The sequence below is a fragment of the Modicisalibacter sp. 'Wilcox' genome (assembly GCF_010993675.1).
GTDB lineage: Bacteria > Pseudomonadota > Gammaproteobacteria > Pseudomonadales > Halomonadaceae > Modicisalibacter > Modicisalibacter tunisiensis.
In genome coordinates this window covers 1-17,154 of the sequence record NZ_WNXF01000007.1, presented here as the reverse complement: position 1 = coordinate 17,154, position 17,154 = coordinate 1, and the positions used below count along the sequence as shown (strand labels likewise).

The 17,154-nt window shown below is 68.0% G+C and carries 17 protein-coding genes; 12 read left to right on the top strand and 5 right to left on the bottom strand.

What is annotated here, in order from left to right; genetic code table 11:
* Nucleotides 1-9 precede the first annotated feature (9 nt).
* The 9 genes from surE (at nucleotide 10) to G7A98_RS08125 (ending at nucleotide 9,116) form a co-directional block, all read left to right on the top strand.
* On the top strand, nucleotides 10-765 hold the full coding sequence (surE, locus tag G7A98_RS08165) for a 5'/3'-nucleotidase SurE (protein ID WP_163649171.1): 756 nt from the start codon (nucleotides 10-12) through the stop codon (nucleotides 763-765).
* Nucleotides 722-1,417, top strand: a complete 696-nt coding sequence (locus G7A98_RS08160) for a protein-L-isoaspartate(D-aspartate) O-methyltransferase (RefSeq protein ID WP_240464707.1) — start codon at nucleotides 722-724, stop codon at nucleotides 1,415-1,417. Before surE ends, G7A98_RS08160 begins: the two co-directional genes overlap by 44 nt.
* A 78-nt stretch (nucleotides 1,418-1,495) precedes the next feature.
* Nucleotides 1,496-2,425 carry a DUF368 domain-containing protein gene (locus G7A98_RS08155; RefSeq protein WP_163649170.1) on the top strand — a complete coding sequence of 310 codons (930 nt, stop codon included), beginning with the start codon at nucleotides 1,496-1,498 and terminating at the stop codon, nucleotides 2,423-2,425.
* 4 nt (nucleotides 2,426-2,429) lie between these two features.
* Nucleotides 2,430-3,620 carry a peptidoglycan DD-metalloendopeptidase family protein gene (locus tag G7A98_RS08150; RefSeq protein WP_163649169.1) on the top strand — a complete coding sequence of 397 codons (1,191 nt, stop codon included), beginning with the start codon at nucleotides 2,430-2,432 and terminating at the stop codon, nucleotides 3,618-3,620.
* A gap of 159 nt (nucleotides 3,621-3,779) precedes the next feature.
* Complete coding sequence (gene rpoS, locus G7A98_RS08145; RefSeq protein ID WP_163649168.1) at nucleotides 3,780-4,754, top strand: RNA polymerase sigma factor RpoS; 975 nt, start codon at nucleotides 3,780-3,782, stop codon at nucleotides 4,752-4,754.
* Nucleotides 4,755-4,911: 157 nt separating this feature from the next.
* Entirely contained in the window at nucleotides 4,912-6,381 is a 1,470-nt protein-coding gene (locus G7A98_RS08140; protein ID WP_163649167.1) for a TolC family outer membrane protein, read from the top strand.
* Between the two features lie 129 nt (nucleotides 6,382-6,510).
* Entirely contained in the window at nucleotides 6,511-7,611 is a 1,101-nt protein-coding gene (gene alr, locus G7A98_RS08135) for an alanine racemase (RefSeq protein ID WP_163649166.1), read from the top strand.
* Nucleotides 7,612-7,902: 291 nt separating this feature from the next.
* Entirely contained in the window at nucleotides 7,903-8,817 is a 915-nt protein-coding gene (gene lpxL / locus G7A98_RS08130) for an LpxL/LpxP family Kdo(2)-lipid IV(A) lauroyl/palmitoleoyl acyltransferase (protein ID WP_163649165.1), read from the top strand.
* A gap of 143 nt (nucleotides 8,818-8,960) precedes the next feature.
* Complete coding sequence (locus tag G7A98_RS08125; RefSeq protein WP_163649164.1) at nucleotides 8,961-9,116, top strand: DUF1328 domain-containing protein; 156 nt, start codon at nucleotides 8,961-8,963, stop codon at nucleotides 9,114-9,116.
* A gap of 97 nt (nucleotides 9,117-9,213) precedes the next feature.
* Here the strand turns inward: G7A98_RS08125 and ettA are convergent, their stop codons facing one another.
* The 4 genes from ettA to G7A98_RS08105 form a co-directional block, all read right to left on the bottom strand.
* Nucleotides 9,214-10,875: an energy-dependent translational throttle protein EttA gene (ettA, locus tag G7A98_RS08120; protein WP_163649163.1), complete on the bottom strand. Its 1,662-nt coding sequence runs from the start codon at nucleotides 10,873-10,875 to the stop codon at nucleotides 9,214-9,216.
* 112 nt (nucleotides 10,876-10,987) lie between these two features.
* Complete coding sequence (locus tag G7A98_RS08115) at nucleotides 10,988-11,191, bottom strand: hypothetical protein (RefSeq protein WP_163649162.1); 204 nt, start codon at nucleotides 11,189-11,191, stop codon at nucleotides 10,988-10,990.
* 134 nt (nucleotides 11,192-11,325) lie between these two features.
* Nucleotides 11,326-11,760 (bottom strand): PAS domain-containing protein, encoded by a 435-nt coding sequence (locus tag G7A98_RS08110; RefSeq protein WP_163649161.1) that lies wholly within the window; start codon nucleotides 11,758-11,760, stop codon nucleotides 11,326-11,328.
* A gap of 99 nt (nucleotides 11,761-11,859) precedes the next feature.
* Nucleotides 11,860-13,176: an MFS transporter gene (locus G7A98_RS08105; protein WP_163649160.1), complete on the bottom strand. Its 1,317-nt coding sequence runs from the start codon at nucleotides 13,174-13,176 to the stop codon at nucleotides 11,860-11,862.
* A 96-nt stretch (nucleotides 13,177-13,272) separates the two neighbouring features.
* Between G7A98_RS08105 and G7A98_RS08100 the strand changes: the two genes are divergently transcribed.
* Entirely contained in the window at nucleotides 13,273-13,542 is a 270-nt protein-coding gene (locus G7A98_RS08100; protein ID WP_163649159.1) for a SelT/SelW/SelH family protein, read from the top strand.
* A 426-nt stretch (nucleotides 13,543-13,968) separates the two neighbouring features.
* On the opposite strand, the gene G7A98_RS08095 is transcribed toward G7A98_RS08100, so the two are convergent.
* Entirely contained in the window at nucleotides 13,969-14,970 is a 1,002-nt protein-coding gene (locus G7A98_RS08095; protein ID WP_163649158.1) for a zinc transporter ZntB, read from the bottom strand.
* Nucleotides 14,971-15,090: 120 nt separating this feature from the next.
* Here G7A98_RS08095 and G7A98_RS08090 point away from each other — a divergent pair, with 120 nt between their 5' ends.
* Nucleotides 15,091-15,978 carry a DMT family transporter gene (locus G7A98_RS08090; protein WP_163649157.1) on the top strand — a complete coding sequence of 296 codons (888 nt, stop codon included), beginning with the start codon at nucleotides 15,091-15,093 and terminating at the stop codon, nucleotides 15,976-15,978.
* A 280-nt stretch (nucleotides 15,979-16,258) separates the two neighbouring features.
* The gene (locus tag G7A98_RS08085; RefSeq protein ID WP_224419963.1) at nucleotides 16,259-16,747 is read left to right on the top strand and encodes a transposase; all 489 of its coding nucleotides are present in this window, start codon (nucleotides 16,259-16,261) and stop codon (nucleotides 16,745-16,747) included.
* The last annotated feature ends 407 nt before the right edge of the window (nucleotides 16,748-17,154 follow it).

Here is a 17,154-nt window from a genome sequence, read left to right as displayed (position 1 = left end):
GACCGATCGATGCGAAAACTGCTGCTTTCCAACGACGATGGCGTTCACGCCCCGGGGCTCAAGGCGCTCCACGAGGCGCTGGTGAACCACGCCCGGGTACGCGTGGTGGCGCCGGACCGCGACAAGAGCGGAGCCAGCAACTCGCTGACCCTGACCCGGCCGCTGGCGCTGACCGCGCTGGACAACGGCTTCTACAGCGTCGACGGCACGCCGGCGGACTGCGTCTACCTGGGGGTCAACGGCGTCTGGGACGAGCGGCCCGACCTGGTGATCTCGGGGATCAACCACGGCAGCAACCTGGGCGACGACGTGCTCTATTCGGGCACCGTGGCCGCCGCCATGGAAGGCCGCAACCTGGGCATGCCGGCGATCGCCGTGTCGCTGGCGGGCTCGCGTCACTTCGACACCGCCGGGCGGGTCGCGGCGAGTCTGGTGGGCGCGGCGGACTCGCTGTCGCTGCCGCCGCGCAGCCTGCTCAACGTCAACGTTCCCGACTGCCCGTGGGAGGCCGTGCGCGGCTTTCGCGTCACCCGGCTGGGCTATCGCGGCCCGGCGCAGCGCCCGCTGGCGGTCACCGACCCGCGCGGACGCACTCGCTACTGGATCGCGGCGGTGGGCGAGAATGCCGACGACGGGCCGGATACCGACTTCGCCGCGGTGGAGGCGGGCTATGTCTCGATCACGCCGCTGCAGACCGACCTGACCCGCCACGGGGCGCTGCATGACGTACAGGGCTGGCTCGATGCGCTGTCACGACTCGCGTGAGCTCAGCGGCATCGGCATGACCTCGCAGCGCACCCGCGATCGCATGGTGGGGCGCCTGGCCGAGGCCGGCATCAAGGACGCCCGGGTGCTCGCGGCGCTGGCCGGCGAGCCGCGCCACCTGTTCATCGACGAGGCGCTGGCGCATCGCGCCTACGAGGATACGTCGCTGCCCATCGGTTTCGGTCAGACGCTATCTCAGCCCTGGATGGTGGCGCGCATGAGCGAGCTGGTGCTGGCCGGCGGCGCGCGGCGCGTGCTGGAGGTGGGCACCGGTTCCGGCTACCAGACCCTGATCCTGTCGCGGCTGGTCGAGACGGTGTGGTCGCTGGAGCGCATCCGCAGCCTGCAGACCCGGGCGCGGATGCGCCTGGCCAGGCTCGGTGCGCACAACGTGCGCCTGCGGCTGACCGACGGCGCCCACGGCTGGCCCGAAGCCGCCCCCTTCGACACCATCCTGCTGACCGCCTGCGCGAGTGAACTTCCCGGCGCATTGTTGTCGCAGTTGAGCGATGGCGGGACCCTGGTCGCGCCGCTGGCGGATGCCGACGGCGTCCAGTGGTTGACCCGCATCGTGCGGCGCGGTGACGGCTATGCGCAGCAGCGCCTCGAACAGGTTCGCTTCGTGCCGCTGCTGGAGGGCATCATCCAGTGATGCCGGTGCGGGTATCCCGGTGTGACGGAGCGTTCACGGGGCGGCCACTTTTTGACATTGATCCAGAGGAGTCGGGCGTTGAAACGAGCGCTTAAGCTGTTCTTCAAGGGCGCGGGCATGGGGGCGGCGGACGCCGTGCCGGGCGTCTCCGGCGGGACCATCGCCTTCATTACCGGGATCTACGAGGAGCTGATCCACTCCATCCGCCGGTTCGGCCCCACCGCCTGGACGGCCTGGCGCCGCGGCGGTGCGCGCGGGCTGGTGGCGCACCTCAACCTGGCCTTCCTGCTGCCGCTGCTCGCCGGGATCGCCGCCAGCCTGATCAGCGTCGCGCACCTGGTCACCTACCTGCTGGCGGCGCACCCGCTGCTGCTCAACGCCTTCTTCTTCGGCCTGGTCGCCGCCTCGGCCGTGGTGGTGATGCGCCATGTGGATGGCTGGCGGCTGTGGCACGTGCTGCCGCTGGCGGTGGGCATGCTGCTGGCGCAATGGCTGCCCAGCCTGATGCCGGCGCTGTCCGGCCTGGGCAGCCTGCGACTGATGGTCGGCGGGGCGATCGCCATCAGCGCCATGCTGCTGCCCGGCGTCTCGGGCAGTTTCCTGTTGCTGACCATGGGGCTTTACGGCACGGTGATGACCGGCATCAAGGGAATGGATGCCGGCCTGATCCTCCAGTTCGGCGCCGGCTGCCTGGTCGGCCTGCTGACCATGTCGCGGCTGCTGTCCTGGCTGTTCCGCCACTACCACACGGCGACGCTGCAGCTGCTGGTGGGCTTCATCCTCGGCTCGCTGCCGCTGCTGTGGCCCTGGCGCGAGATGGTCAGCTACCAGCTGGGGCCGGACCAGCAGGTGATCCCGCTGGATTACCGCTACCTGCTGCCCGGCGACTACAGCGCCCTGACCGGCGAGCCGGCGCAGCTGGCCGCGGCCCTGGCACTGATGGCCGTCGGCCTGGTGCTGGTGCTGGCGGTGGGGGAACGTTCCACGTCATCTTTCAAGGAGTCATGAGCCCATGCGCAAGGCCGTTGTGATCTCGATGCTGTCGCTGACGGTGGCAGGTTGTGCGGCCCCCGAGGCCCCGCCCCAGGTCAGCGATCTGTCGACCAGCCGGGAACAGGCACCCCGGCAGACCGTCACCGTGGAGGCGGGCGACACCCTCTACGGCATCGCCTGGCGCAATAACATGGATTTCCGCGAGCTGGCGCGCCTCAACGGCATCACGCCGCCTTATCGCATCCAGCCCGGCCAGACCCTGCGGTTGAGCGAGTCCGCCGACGCCGGTGCGCCGAGCGGTGGTAGTGCCGCGCCGGCGGTGGCCCGTACCGGCGATGGGGCGGGCAGCGCGGGCGGCGCGGCATCGCCGCAGAATCCCGACTGGCTGCTGGCCGGCACCGGGGGCGAGGCTTCCGGTACGGCGGCGGCCGGTTCGCAGGATGACGGCTCGCCGGCGCGCGGGGCGCTGGCCACGGCCGCCGGCGTCGGTACCCGTTCCGGCACGATGCAAGCCCCGGGCCCGGTCTATGAAAACGCGGGCTCAAGCAAGAGCGAACCGTCCGGGACGGCCGACAAGGCATCAACGACCGCCTCGGCGTCCCGCGACACGGCGAGCGCGGACACGCCGAAGGTCGCCACCGCATCCGCGTCGTCGTCCACGCGCAAGAAAACCGACACCGCCGTGTCATCGGGCGGCGGCGATACTGGCCAGGACGCCAAGGTGGCATCCGCCAATACGACGCAGGCTGACAGTGGCAAGCAGGCCGATGCCGGCACGGCGGTCGCGGGCGGTGCCGAGGCGCCGAAACCGGCGCAGCGCAGCTATCAGCCGGTGGCGAACATCCCCTGGCAGTGGCCGACCGAGGGCAAGATCGTTGGACGTTTTTCTGACAACTCTAACATCACCGCCGGCATTGATATCGCCGGGCAAAAGGGGCAACCTGTCAAGGCTGCCGGCCCGGGTATCGTCGTCTATGCAGGCAGTGGCGTACGCGGCTACGGCAACCTCATCCTCCTCAAGCACAACGACCATTTCCTGAGTGCCTACGCGCACAACGACAGCCTGAGGGTGAAGGAAAACGATGTCGTCAAGGCGGGTGAGGTGATCGCCACGATGGGCAACTCCGATGCCGATGGCGTCAAGCTGCATTTCGAGGTCCGCAAGGATGGCCAGCCTCGGGATCCCCTCGACTACCTGCCGGCGCGCTGAGGCGCCGCGGCGAGGGGAGTGGAAAGAAGCCGCCTTGGCGGCTTCCTGTTACAGGGACGGACGACCGCACATCCGGTCGCCCCAGAGACAGGTCGACAATAACAACACCGAGCCGAATCACGGCTGCACAGCCGAGCAGCAGACTAACGGGGTAGCGACATGAGCATGCTTGAACGGGACCTTCAGGATGTCGATCTCAACGATACGGATGACGAGGTGCAGGTCATTGACGATGACGCGGATGCCAAGGAAGAGGCAGCGTTCGAGAAGGCGCTGAGCCGCGAGGACAACCACTACCACCAGAGTCTGGATGCCACCCAGATCTATCTCAACGAGATCGGTTTTTCGCCGCTGCTGACCCCGGAGGAGGAGGTGCATTTCGGCCGCCTGGCACAGAAGGGGGACCCGGCCGGCCGGCAGCGCATGATCGAATCCAACCTGCGCCTGGTGGTCAAGATCGCCCGCCGCTACCTCAATCGCGGACTGTCGCTGCTCGACCTCATCGAGGAGGGCAACCTGGGCCTGATCCGCGCCGTCGAGAAGTTCGATCCGGAACGCGGCTTCCGCTTCTCCACCTATGCCACCTGGTGGATCCGCCAGACCATCGAGCGGGCGCTGATGAACCAGACCCGCACGATTCGCCTGCCGATCCACGTGGTCAAGGAGCTCAACATCTACCTGCGCGCCGCCCGTGAGCTGACCCAGAAGCTCGATCACGAGGCCACCGCCGAGGAGATCGCCGAGTTTCTCGACAAGCCGGTGGCCACGGTCAAGAAGATGCTGGGTCTCAACGAGCGCATCTCGTCGGTGGATTACCCGCTGGGCACCGAAAGCGACAAGCCGCTGATCGAGACCCTGGCCGACGAGAACGAGAGCGGCCCGGAGTCCTCGCTGGTGGATGTCGACGTCAAGGAGCACGTCGAGGACTGGCTGGCCGAGCTGACCGACAAGCAGATGGAGGTCGTGGTGCGCCGCTTCGGCCTGCGTGGCCACGAGGCGGCCACCCTCGAGGAAGTCGGCGAGGAGATCGGCCTGACCCGCGAGCGGGTCCGTCAGATCCAGGTCGAGGCGCTGAAGAAGCTGCGCCGCGTGCTCGAGAAGCAGGGGCTCTCCCTGGACGCCATCTTCGAGTGACCCCGGCGGCGACAAGGCAACGATGACGACGAACGCGGGCCCCGGCCCGCGTTCGTCGTTGCAGCGGGCGTTTCACGCATTTGATTCGCAATCTAACATGCGGCATTGTATGTATAATGCCGTTTCGGCTTGCTTCTAGTGAAAGGAAATAATACTGATGCCGTCCCGACAAGCTCTCTTCACGCGTCGCTCGCGCGTGCCCGGCGCTCGCTGGCGCCTGCTGCCGCTGCTGGTGGCGGCGGCACTCGCCTCGCCCGCCCAGGCCGCCGATCTCTGGTCGATCGCCCGCGACGCCCTCGACAACAACGCCACGCTGGCCTCGTCCCGCTCCACCTACCAGAGCACCGAAGCCAGCCGCGACGTGCAGCGCGGCGACCTGCTGCCGCAGATCGACGCCCAGGCCCGCGTCGCCAACAACCGCACCTTCGATCGGCAGACCAGCAGCCAGCCCCAGCCCACTGCCACACCCAGCGACGACAACTACAACTCGGCCAGCGTCAGCGTTCAGGCGACCCAGGCGCTGTTCGACGCCACCAACTGGTATGAGCTCAAGCGCAGCGAGAAGCAGGTCGACCAGCAGTCGCTGACCCTGGAGCAGACGCGCCAGCAGGTGCTCTTCGACGTGTCCGATGCCTATTTCGCGATCCTCCAGGCGCGCGACATCCTTGCCGCCCGCGTGGCCCAGGAGAAGGCCATTCGTCGCCAGCTCGAGCAGGCCAAGGAGCAGTTCCAGGTGGGGCTGATCGCGATCACTGACGTGCACGAGGCCCAGGCTTCCTACGATCTGGCCCGGGCACAGCGCATCGCCGCCGCCAACGACCTGCAGGTCAGCTTCGAGGCCCTCGAACGCCTGACCGGCAAGCGTTACGACTCGATCGAGGGGCTGGCCGGCGATATTCCCATCGAGACGCCCAGGCCCGCGACCCGCGATGCCTGGGTGTCGATGGCCATGGAAAACAATCCCACGCTGCTGGCGACCCGCAAGGGGATCGACATCGCCCGCGACAACGTCGATATCGCGCGTGCCGGCCATCTGCCCACGCTCGACGCCTACGCCGATTACAACTACTCGAACAACGACATCGACTATCTCTCGGGGCACAACTCCGGGGCCGAGATCGGCCTGCAGGCCAGCGTGCCGATCTTCCACGGCGGCAGCACCAGCGCCCAGGTGAAGAGCAACACCTACAAGCTCGAGGCCTCGCAGTACGACTTCGAGGCGCAGCGCCGCCAGACCACCCAGCAGGTGCGCTCGTTCTACACCCAGGTGGTCAACGACGTGCAGACGGTGGAAGCGCGCCGCCAGGCGGTGGTCTCCAACCGCAGCGCGCTCGAGGCGACCCGGTCCGGCTACCAGGTGGGCACGCGCAACATCGTCGACGTGCTGCAGGCCGAGCAGAACCTCTACGACGCCCTGGCCAGCTACGCCCAGTCGCGCTATGCCTACGTCACCGACATGCTAAGGCTGCGCCGCGAGTCGGGCACCCTGGATACCGAGGCGCTGCGCACCGTGAACGACTGGCTGAGCGAGACCGAGAACGTGCGTCTCGACCTGCCCGCCGACGCGGGCGACGGGGACGCCGCCGTCATGGATATCGGCGCGCCGCCGACCCCGCCGGCCGAGTGATCCCGTACGCCGGCAGGCCCTGGGCAGATGAATCATCTGTCCGGGGCCTCTTCTTTGGGTGTTATCAGGGGTGAAATCCCCGGGCGGCTGCTAAATAATGAGGTCTTTTGCCCTGTCAGGAGTCCCGCCATGGCCCGGCCGCTGCACGCCGACATCGATCTCGCCGCCCTGCGTCACAACTACCGCCTGGCTCAGGAGCTCGCGCCCGGCAGCCGGGCGCTGGCGGTGCTCAAGGCCGACGCCTACGGCCATGGCGCCGTCGCCTGCGCACGGGCGCTCGAGGGGCTGGCTCCGGCCTTCGCCGTGGCCTGCCTCGAGGAGGCACAGACGCTGCGGGCCGCCGGCATCCGGCAGCCGATCGTGCTGCTCGAGGGCATCTTCTCCGCCGACGAGCTCGAGCGGGTCGAGGCGCTGGACCTGTGGGTCGCCGTGCACAGCGACTGGCAGCTCGACGCGCTGCTGGCCCATCGCCCGCGCCGGCCGATTCCCGCCTGGCTCAAGGTGGACACCGGCATGCACCGCCTGGGCTTCCCGCCGGCACAGGCCGCGGCGGCCTGGCAACGCCTGCGCTCGGCGCCCGAGCGGGTCACCGACCTGCACCTGATGACCCACTTCGCCACCGCCGATGCCCTGGATCCCGGCTACTTCCAGCAGCAGATGGCCCAGGTCGAGGCGCTGGCCGGTCAGCTCGGCGCGCCACTGTGCCTGGCCAATTCCCCGGCGACCCTGGCCTGGCCGCGGGCCCACGGCGCCTGGAACCGCCCCGGCGTGATGCTCTATGGCAGCAACCCGCTGGAAGGCGACAACGACGCCGCCCGCGACCTGCACCCGGTGATGACGCTGCGCTCAGAGATCATCGCCGTGCGCGAGATCGACGCCGGCGAGCCGGTAGGGTACGGCGGCCGCTGGCGGGCGCCGCGGCGTTCACGGATCGGCGTGATCGCCGTCGGCTATGGTGACGGCTACGACCGCCATGCCGTGGATGGCACGCCGGTGCTGGTCGACGGCCAGCGCTGCGCCCTGGCGGGCAAGGTCTCGATGGACATGGCCACGGTGGATCTCACCGACCTGCCGGACGCCGGTATCGGCAGCCGGGTGGTGCTGTGGGGGCGTGACGACAGCGGCGCCGTGCTCTCGGTGGACGAAGTGGCCCGCTACTGCGACACCATCAGCTACACGCTGATGACCGGCATCCTGCCGCGGGTGCCGCGGTATTACCAGTCCTCCTGACATGGAGCGAGTGTCGTGTCGCGACTGACGTCGCTCCCGCAACGGCTTGTCCATGCTGCCCGGTCTGTTCGGTGGTCTTGTGGGAGGGGATTCATCCCCGACAGCGGTGGCCCCGTGGCGGGTTCCTCGCGACTGAAGTCGCTCCCACAAGTACTTGGTTCATCGCGACTGACGTCGCTTCCACAGGAACGTGGCTCAGCACGAACCGGCTCGCCTCCCGGCCGGCGCGCTGACGAATCCGGTGCCGCTGGGTAAACTAGGCACTTTTCTCAGCAGGAAGTTATCGTTTCCATGGCCGATTCGTCCTCCTCGCCGTCCTTCGCCCATCCCCGCTACTGGCCCACCTGGCTGTCCATCGGCCTGATGCGCCTGGGCGCCTGGCTGCCGTGGCGGCTCAAGCTGGCCGCGGGGCGGCTGATCGGCTGGCTGGCCTGGCGGTTCGCCGGGCGGCGCCGCCACATCACCGAGACCAACCTGCGGCTGTGCTTTCCCGAGCTGAGCGATGACGCGCGCGCGCGGCTGGTCAAGCGCACCTTCCTCGCCAACGGCATCGGCATCCTCGAGACCGCCACCGGCTGGTGTCGCGACCCCGAGCACCTGCGCCACCGCGTGACCTTCCGCGGCGAGGAGCACATGCACCAGGCGCTGGCCCGCGGCAAGGGCGCGCTGATCATCGGCATCCACTTCTCGACGCTGGACCTCGGCGGGGCGCTGCACTCGCTGTATTTTCCCGCCGACGTGGTCTATCGGCCCCACGACAATCCGCTGTTCGAGCGCTTCATGACCCGGGCGCGTTCGCACATCTTCGGCCGGGCCATCGATCGCCACGACCTGCGCGGCGTGGTGCGGCGCATCAAGGCCGGTCATGCGGTGTGGTACTCGCCGGATCAGGACTTCGGGCGCGAGGCCAGCGTCTTCGCCCCGTTCTTCGGCATCGAGGCGGCGACCATCAAGCTCACCGCCAAGATCGCGCGGATGACCGGCGCCCCGGTGATGCCGCTGATCTTCCACCGCAACCCGGACGACCGCACCTACACCCTGGAGTACCTGCCGGCGCTGGACGGCTTCCCCAGCGGCGACGAGGTCGCCGATGCCGCGCGCATCAACGCGGTGATCGAGGCGGCGATCCGTCGCCACCCCGAGCAGTACCTGTGGCTGCACCGGCGCTTCAAGACGCGCCCGCGCGGCGAGCCGGGCTTCTACTGACGGCGAGCGGCGCCGTCCGTCCTTGACGCTTGGGCATTTCCCGACGATTCTCAAGTCGCGTGATCGATGGCCGAGGGCGGGCCATCGGCCCGGACCGGCCGAATCGATCACAGGGAAACCCTGCCGATACAAGGACGACACGCATGCTCAACTACGCCATCATCTTTCTCGTCATTGCCATCATCGCCGCCGTGCTGGGCTTCGGCGGCGTCGCGGGCGTCGCCGCGACCATCGCCAAGATCCTGTTCGTGGTGTTCCTGATCCTGTTCATCGTGTCGCTCATCCGCAGCCGGCGATAGGGCGGGGCGGGCTCTTCACGCAAGCTCTCCACGAAAGAAGGCCCGCGGGGTTGTCCCCGCGGGCCGTCTGTGTCAAGCGATCGATGCCGCGATGCCGTCAGGCGTCGATGCGCTTGTACTTCATGCGGTGCGGCGTGTCGTTGCCCACGCGCTTGCGATGGTCGGCCTCGTAGTCGCTGTAGTTGCCCTCGAAGAACACCACCTCGGAGTCGCCCTCGTAGGCGAGGATGTGGGTGGCGATGCGGTCGAGGAACCAGCGGTCGTGGGAGATCACCAGCGCGCAGCCGGGGAAGGCCAGCAGGGCTTCTTCCAGGGCGCGCAGCGTCTCGATGTCCAGATCGTTGGAGGGTTCGTCGAGCAGCAGCACGTTGGCGCCCTGCTTGAGGGTCTGGGCCAGCTGCAGGCGCCCCCGCTCGCCGCCGGACAGCTCCGACAGGCGCTTCTGCTGGTCGTTGCCCTTGAAGTTGAAGCGGCCCACGTAGGCCCGCGACGACACTTCGTAGCCGTTGATGTTGAGGATGTCCTGGCCGTCGGACACCGCTTCCCAGACGGTCTGCTTGTTGTCGAGGGCGTCGCGCATCTGCTCGACGTAGGCGACCTGCACGGTGTCGCCGACCACCACCTCGCCGGCGTCCGGCGTCTCGGTGCCGTTGATCAGGCGGAACAGTGACGACTTGCCGGCGCCGTTACCGCCGATGATGCCGACGATCGCGCCCTTGGGCACCTGGAACGACAGGTCCTCGAACAGCAGCTTGTCGCCGTAGCGCTTGGTGACACCGTGCAGCTCGATGACCTTGTCGCCGAGACGCGGGCCGGGCGGAATGTAGATCTCGTTGGTCTCGTTGCGCTTCTGGAAGTCGCCGGACTGCATCTCCTCGAAGCGGTTGAGGCGCGCCTTGCTCTTGGCCTGGCGGCCCTTGGCGTTGCTGCGTACCCATTCGAGTTCCTGCTTGATCGCCTTCTGGCGCGAGGCTTCCTGCTTGGCTTCCTGCTCGAGGCGCTTCTCCTTGGCTTCCAGCCAGTTGGAGTAGTTGCCCTCGAAGGGGATGCCGTGGCCGCGGTCGAGTTCGAGAATCCAGCCGGCGACATTGTCGAGGAAGTAGCGGTCGTGGGTGATCGCCACCACCGTGCCCGAGTAGTCGTGCAGGAAGCGCTCGAGCCAGGCCACCGATTCGGCGTCCAGGTGGTTGGTGGGCTCGTCGAGCAGCAGCATGTCCGGATTGGAGAGCAGCAGGCGGCACAGTGCCACGCGGCGGCGTTCACCCCCGGACAGCACGCCGACGTTGGCCTCCCAGGGCGGCAGACGCAGGGCCTCGGCGGCGACCTCGAGCTTGCGCTCCAGGTTGTGGGCGTCGGCGGCCTCGATCAGGTTCTCCAGACGCGCCTGCTCGGCGGCGAGCGCATCGAAGTCGGCGTCCGGCTCGGCGTAGGCGGCGTAGACGGCATCCAGCTGCGTCTGGGCGTCCTTGATCTCGCTGACGGCTTCCTCGACGGTCTCGCGCACCGTCTTGCTGTCATCGAGCTCGGGCTCCTGGGGCAGGTAGCCGATGTTCAGGCCGGGCATGGGCCGTGCTTCGCCGGTGTACTCGGTATCGACCCCGGCCATGATCCGCAGCAGCGTCGACTTGCCCGCGCCGTTGAGGCCGAGCACGCCGATCTTCGCGCCGGGGAAGAAGGACAGCGAGATATCCTTGAGGATCTCGCGCTTGGGGGGCACGATCTTGCCCACCCGGTTCATGGTGAAGACGTATTGCGCCATGGATATCCGGTCGGTTGGAGATGAAGGTAAAGCCCACCGATGATAGTGGCGGCAACCTCGAAAGGCCAGTGGACCGGGTTATCGACCGCGGCGGCCGCGGCCGATCCGTGGCTCACTCTTCCTCTTCTTCCTCGCCGTCCAGCTCGTTGAGCCAGTCATCCTCGATGGCGCGTTTCAGGCGGCGCTCTTCCAGCAGGGCCTCGACCCGGCGACGGGCGCGCAGCGTATCGTGGCGGCTGGTGCGTGAACGGGAGAAATGCGCGTCGTTGACGGCGTCGAAGAAGTCGGCTTCTTCGATGAAGGACTCACGGCTCATGATGACCTCCCATGACCCTGGCTGGCGGGCGAACGTGCCCGGACTGTTCTGCTCGCTATATAGCGTCACTCGGCGCCGTGCACAAGAGGGGAGGTCGATGTTTTTTCCGGGGCCGCCGAGGCCCCGGCAGGCGCTCAGCCGGCGTTGCGTTCGGCCTTGAGGGTCTCGAGCTCCTCCAGGGCCTCGATCAGCGGCGTGACGTCCTTCTGCACGCCGATGAAATAGGTCAGCTGGTCCTGCTCGTCGAAGACCGGGGTGATCGACAGCTCGTTGTAGAACAGGCTGCCGTCCTTGCGGTAGTTGCGCAGCACCTCGCGGCACGGCTGCTTCTCGGCGAGGGCCTGGCGGATGCGCGCGAGCGCCGGCTGATCGCGGTCGTCATTCTGCAGGAAGCGGCAGTCGCGGTAGAGGATCTCGTCGGTGCTGTAGCCCGTCAGCCGCTCGAAGCCCTGGTTGACGTAGATGAGGATGTGCTCGTCGCCCTCCTGCTCGGCGACCACGATGCCGTCTTCGGAGGCATCGACAATGCGTTCCAGGAGCTTGGCGTCGATCATCGGCGGTCGTTTCATGGTGCGGCTGTCCTTGACGATGGCCGTGGCGGGAGATCCCGACGGCGTTTTTGCCGTCATCTTGACCAGTGGATGACGGGAATGCAACGCGGCGACGTGTCACGACTCGACCTCGGGCAGGCCGTGGGCGCAGAACGCCGCCGCCAGCGCGCAGCCCGCCAGCACCAGCAGCAGTGCCGCGCTGCCGATCCATTGCGCCAGTGCCCCGATCAGGCCGCCGACCAGCAGCATCAGCACCCCGGTGAGGGTGTTCGACAGGGCCACGTAGAGCGCGCGGTCCTCGGCCCCGGCCAGATCCACGACATAGGTCTTGCGGCCCAGGCGCACCCCGGCGTGGGCGATCACCAGCGCGCCGTAGAGCAGGGCGTAGGGCCAGATCGTTGCGCTCCAGGCGCCCGGCGCCCAGGCCACGGCCGCGGCGGCCAGACAGCAGACGGCGGCGGCGAGGCCGGCATCGCGCATCACCCGGCGGCTGGAGGCATCGGCGCGCTTGCCCCAGACGGGGCTGGCGATCATTCCGGCGATGCCCGAGACCAGGATCAGCACGCCCAGCCCGCCCAGCTGCGCTCCGCCCTGATGCTGGCCCAGCAGCGCGATGTAGGGCAGCGCCAGGGCGCTCGACAGCAGCAGGGCGCGGGCTAGGTTGAAGCGCTGGAAGGCCCGGTCGCGACGCAGCCGGGCGATGCCCTCGCCGAGGCTCTGCCAGGCGCTCTCGCCGCCCTCGACGGCGCCGGGTTCCTCGCGGATCGCGGCCGCACAGGCGGCATTGACCAGCCAGCCCAGCGCGGCGACGGCCAGCAGCACCGCCAGCGCCAGCTGGCCGGGGCGGTCGTTGAACAGCATCAGCACCGCCCCGGCGGCCAGCGTCACGGCGCCGGCGACACTGCCGCTCCAGCCCATCAGGTTGCCGCGGCGCTGCTTGGCGATGGTCTTGCCCAGCACGTCCTTGGTGGCGATCGACGACAGCCCGCGGGCCAGCGACAGCGCCACCAGCACCGCCAGCACCAGCGCGCCGCCGAGGCCGCCGTGGCCGAGCAGCGCCAGCGCGGCCAGCAGGGCGGCGCTGAACGCCTGGATCAGCCCGCCGATCACCCAGATCCACTTGCGCTGCGGCAGGCGGCGGGCGACGCCGGCGATCAGCACCTGCGGCAGCAGCGCCCCGGCCTCGCGGATCGGCACCAGCAGCCCCACCATCCACACCGGCGCGCCGATGGCCCCCAGCAGCCACGGCAGCACCAGTCGGGCGCTCGACAGCTCGTCGGCCAGCTTGTTGCCCAGCGAGGCCAGCAGATGACGAAAGAAGTTGCCCGGCTGCTCGTTGCAGGCGGCCTCGGAGATATCCCGGCACATCCGGGCGTCCTCGTCGCCGGTCAGCCACTCGTAGAGCCGGGACTGGCTGGCGTTGGCATCACCCATGTCGCGTTCCCTCGTCTGCTGAATGTCGCTGCCCGGGGCGTCGCCGGGCGCTGCTGCTTGTTATCATCGAGCCATGCTCAACCCCGGGAGGTCCTCATGGCCCATATTCGCATCCATTATTGCACGCAATGCAACTGGCTTCTGCGCGCCGCCTGGTACGCCCAGGAGCTGCTCTCCACGTTCGGCGAGGACCTTGCGGAGGTGGCGCTGGCGCCCAGTCACGGCGGTCACTTCGAGGTGCTCTACGACGATGAACCGCTCTGGGAGCGCAAGCGCGACGGCGGGTTCCCCGACGTCAAGGAACTCAAGCGCCGGGTCCGCGACCGGCTCGATCCCGAGCGCGACCTCGGGCATGTCGATCGCTAGGCTCGCCTGGCCATCCTGTGGGAGGGGATTCATCCCCGACAGCGGTGCCCGGTGGCCGATTGATCGCGACTGAAGTCGCTCCCACAAGCACTGGCTTTTCGGTGAGGCATTCGTGCTTTGTGGGAGGGGATTCATCCCCATGGCGGTGCCCGGTGGCCGATTGATCGCGACTGAAGTCGCTCCCACAAGCACTGGCTTTTCGATGAGGCATTCGTGCTTTGTGGGAGGGGATTCATCCCCGATGGCGGTGCCCGGTGGTCGATTGATCGCGACTGAAGTCGCTCCCGCAAGCACTGGCTTTTCGGTGAGGCATTCGTGCTTTGTGGGAGGGGATTCATCCCCGACAGCGGTGCCCGGTGGCCGATTCGTCGCGACTGAAGTCGCTCCCGCGGCCGTTCAGCTAGCTTCCAGTCAGGCCCCGGACGGCTACCACCAGCGCTTGCGCTTGAGCAGCACCATCACCGCCACGCCCAGCCCCAGGGTGATCAGCAGGAAGATGGCGAAGCCGTGAGGGCTGTCGGCGCCGGGGATGCCGCCGACGTTCACCCCCAGCAGGCCGGTGAGAAAGCTCAGCGGCAGGAACACCGTGGTGATGATCGCCAGCATGTACATGCGCTGGTTGAGGCGCTCGTTGTGCTCGCTCCACAGCTGCTCCTGCAGGATCAGCGCACGCTCCTGCATGGCGTTGAAATCCTCCACGTAGCGTGACAGCTGGTTGGCGCTCTCGCGGATCGAGATCCGGCTGTCCTCGTCGAGCCAGGTCGGCCCCTGAGCCAGTTGGGCCAGGCAGTCGCGCTGCGGCCCCATGAAGCGGCGCAGCGTGATCAGCGGGCGGCGCAGGCGCGTCAGGTCGTCGGCGTCGATGTCGGTGTCGCCGAGCTGGGCGTCCTCCAGCTCGGCCATGCGGTCCTCCAGCTGATGCGTGACGTCGCCGACCTGGTCGACCAGGGTCTCGACCAGCCAGGCCAGCAGATCGGGGATCGACAGCGCCCCCTCGCCGGCATCGATGCGCTGGCGCACCACGCTGACCGCGCGCAGCGGCAGGCGTCGCAGGGTGATCAGCCTCCGGGGCGTGACCCACACGCGCAGCGAGATCATCTCCTCCGGCCGCGCCCCGGCTTCCAGGCCCAGCCCGCGCAGGGTGGTGACCACGCCATCGCCGAAGCGGGCGACCCGCGGCCGGGTGTCGGGCTCGAGCAGCGCCTCGATCACCGCCTCGTCGAGCTCGGCCACCGTCTGCAGATAGTCGGTGACATCCGCCTGACGGAAGTCCAGGTGCAGCCACAGCGGCGCCTCGTCCTCATGCCAGGCCCGCCGCAGGGTCGCGTCGTCGAGCGCCGTGCCGCCGCCCCGAGCGTCGAGGCGATAGGCGCTGACGAAGGCGCTGCCGTTGGCGGGCGGATCGAGGGAAGCGGAAGCGGTCACCATGGCGTCTCCTGCGGGTCGGGGGGGTGAAGGGGGAACGCGGTCGCCAGCCGGGCATGGGCCGGTTAGGCTGTCCGGCATCATCCTAATGTACCCGCAGGATCAGACAAGCAGGGAGCGACCATGACCCGGGATCAGCGCGCGATACTCTACGGCACGGGGGCGGTGGGGCTGTGGTCGACCGTGGCCACCGCCTTCAAGCTGGCCCTGACGACGATGACCCCGGTCGAGCTGATGTGGATCGCCGCGCTGGTCTCGTGGCTGCTGATCGGCGCGCTGGTGGCGCATCGCGGCCAGCTGACGAGCGCGCTGCGTGGCGGCTGGCGCACCGCGCTGTGGGCCGGGCTGATGAACCCGGTGGCCTACTACCTGACGCTGTTCGCCGCCTACGACCGCCTGCCCGGTCAGGAGGCCATGGCGCTCAACTACACCTGGGCGCTGGCCATGGCGTTTCTCGCCGTGCCGATCCTCGGCCAGCGGCTGACCCCGCGCGACGTGCTGGCCGGGCTGGTCGCCTACGCCGGGGTATGGACCATCGCCACTCGGGGCCGGGTGTTCGACGTCGCCTTCGCCGACCCGCTCGGCGTGCTGCTGGCGCTGGCCTCGACCCTGCTGTGGGCGCTCTACTGGCTGCTCAACGCCCGCGATCACCGCGAGCCGCTCATCGCCCAGTGGCAGAACTTCAGCGTCGGCCTGCCGGTGCTGACGCTGATCGTCGCCGCCGGCCCGGGCTTCGCCTGGCACGGCTGGGCGAGCCTCGGCGCCGGGGTCTACGTGGGGCTGTTCGAGATGGGCTTCGCCTTCGTGCTCTGGCAGATGGCGGTGCATCAGGTCTCGCGCACCGCCCGGGTCGCCAATCTGATCTTCCTCTCGCCGCCGGTCTCGCTGCTGCTGCTGCACTGGGTGGTCGGCGAGCCGATTCTCGCCTCGACCCTGGTGGGGCTGGTGCTGATCCTCGCCGGGCTCGGCCTCCAGCAGCTGCAGAAAAATCCGGGCGCCGAGCCGGCGTGAGAGAGGAGGGCGAGTTTGCCGCCAGGCCAGGGCTGTCGGAAGCAGCGGGACTGCGGTAATAGTGATGGGAGCGGCTCCCGTCATGATGAATCGGCCACCGGGGGCTGTGTTGACGGCGGTAATCCCTTCCCACAAGGCGAAGTCCAATGGTATCGGGAAGGCAGATGCTTGTGGGAGCGACTTCAGTCGCGATGAGTCAGGCACGAAACGAGCGTTGCCGGGATGGGTGTCCCGGCCATGAGCATCCTGATGAGCTTGTACATCCAGGCGGAGGCTCAGAGTGGCGCTGAACAGGGGAGGAAAATGGTTGGATGCGGCACCGGGATATCGTGCATTGCGCTCAGGACGCCGCTCCATGCCCGGGCATGCTTACCTTGTCACCACCTGCACCCATCAGCGGTCGTTTCTGATGGTGGACTGGCGGGCAGCGCGATTGGTCATTCGTGAAATGCAGCAACTGCATGAAGAAGCATGGCTGTGTTCGCAGAGTTTCGTCGTCATGCCGGATCACGTGCACTGGCTGTTCACCCTGGGCGATGTGCGCTCTCTGAGTCAGGTGGTCAGGCGATTCAAGGGGCGCTCTGCCCGGAGCATCAATCACTACCTGCAACGTCAGGGACCTGTCTGGGAGACTGGCTTTCATGATCGGCTGCTTCGTCGCGAGGAGGACCTGAAGACGGTGGCCCGCTATATCATTGCCAATCCCTTGCGGGCTGGTCTGGTCGAGACTGTGGGGCAATATCCTCACTGGGATGCAGTGTGGCTTTGATGGCTTTTCCTCGCGACTGAAGTCGCTCCCACAACGGCTTGTCCATGCTGCCCGACCTGATCGGTGGTCTTGTGGGAGGGGATTGATCCCCGACGGCGGTGGCCCCGTGGCGGGTTCCTCGCGACTGAAGTCGCTCCCACAACGGCTTGTCCATGCTGCCCGACCTGATCGGTGGTCTCGTGGGAGGGGATTGATCCCCGACGGCGGTGGCCCCGTGGCCGGTTCCTCGCGACTGAAGTCGTTCCCACACAAATCCCGGTTCTCCGGTGCAGGCATCCCCAACCTGTGGGAGGGGGTTATTCCCGACGGCGGTGCCCGGCGGTCGACCCGTCGCGACTGAAGTCGCTTGTATGTTGGAAATGACCCAACACGGGCAGTATGGAGAAGACTTGCCGGGGTGGAGGGAC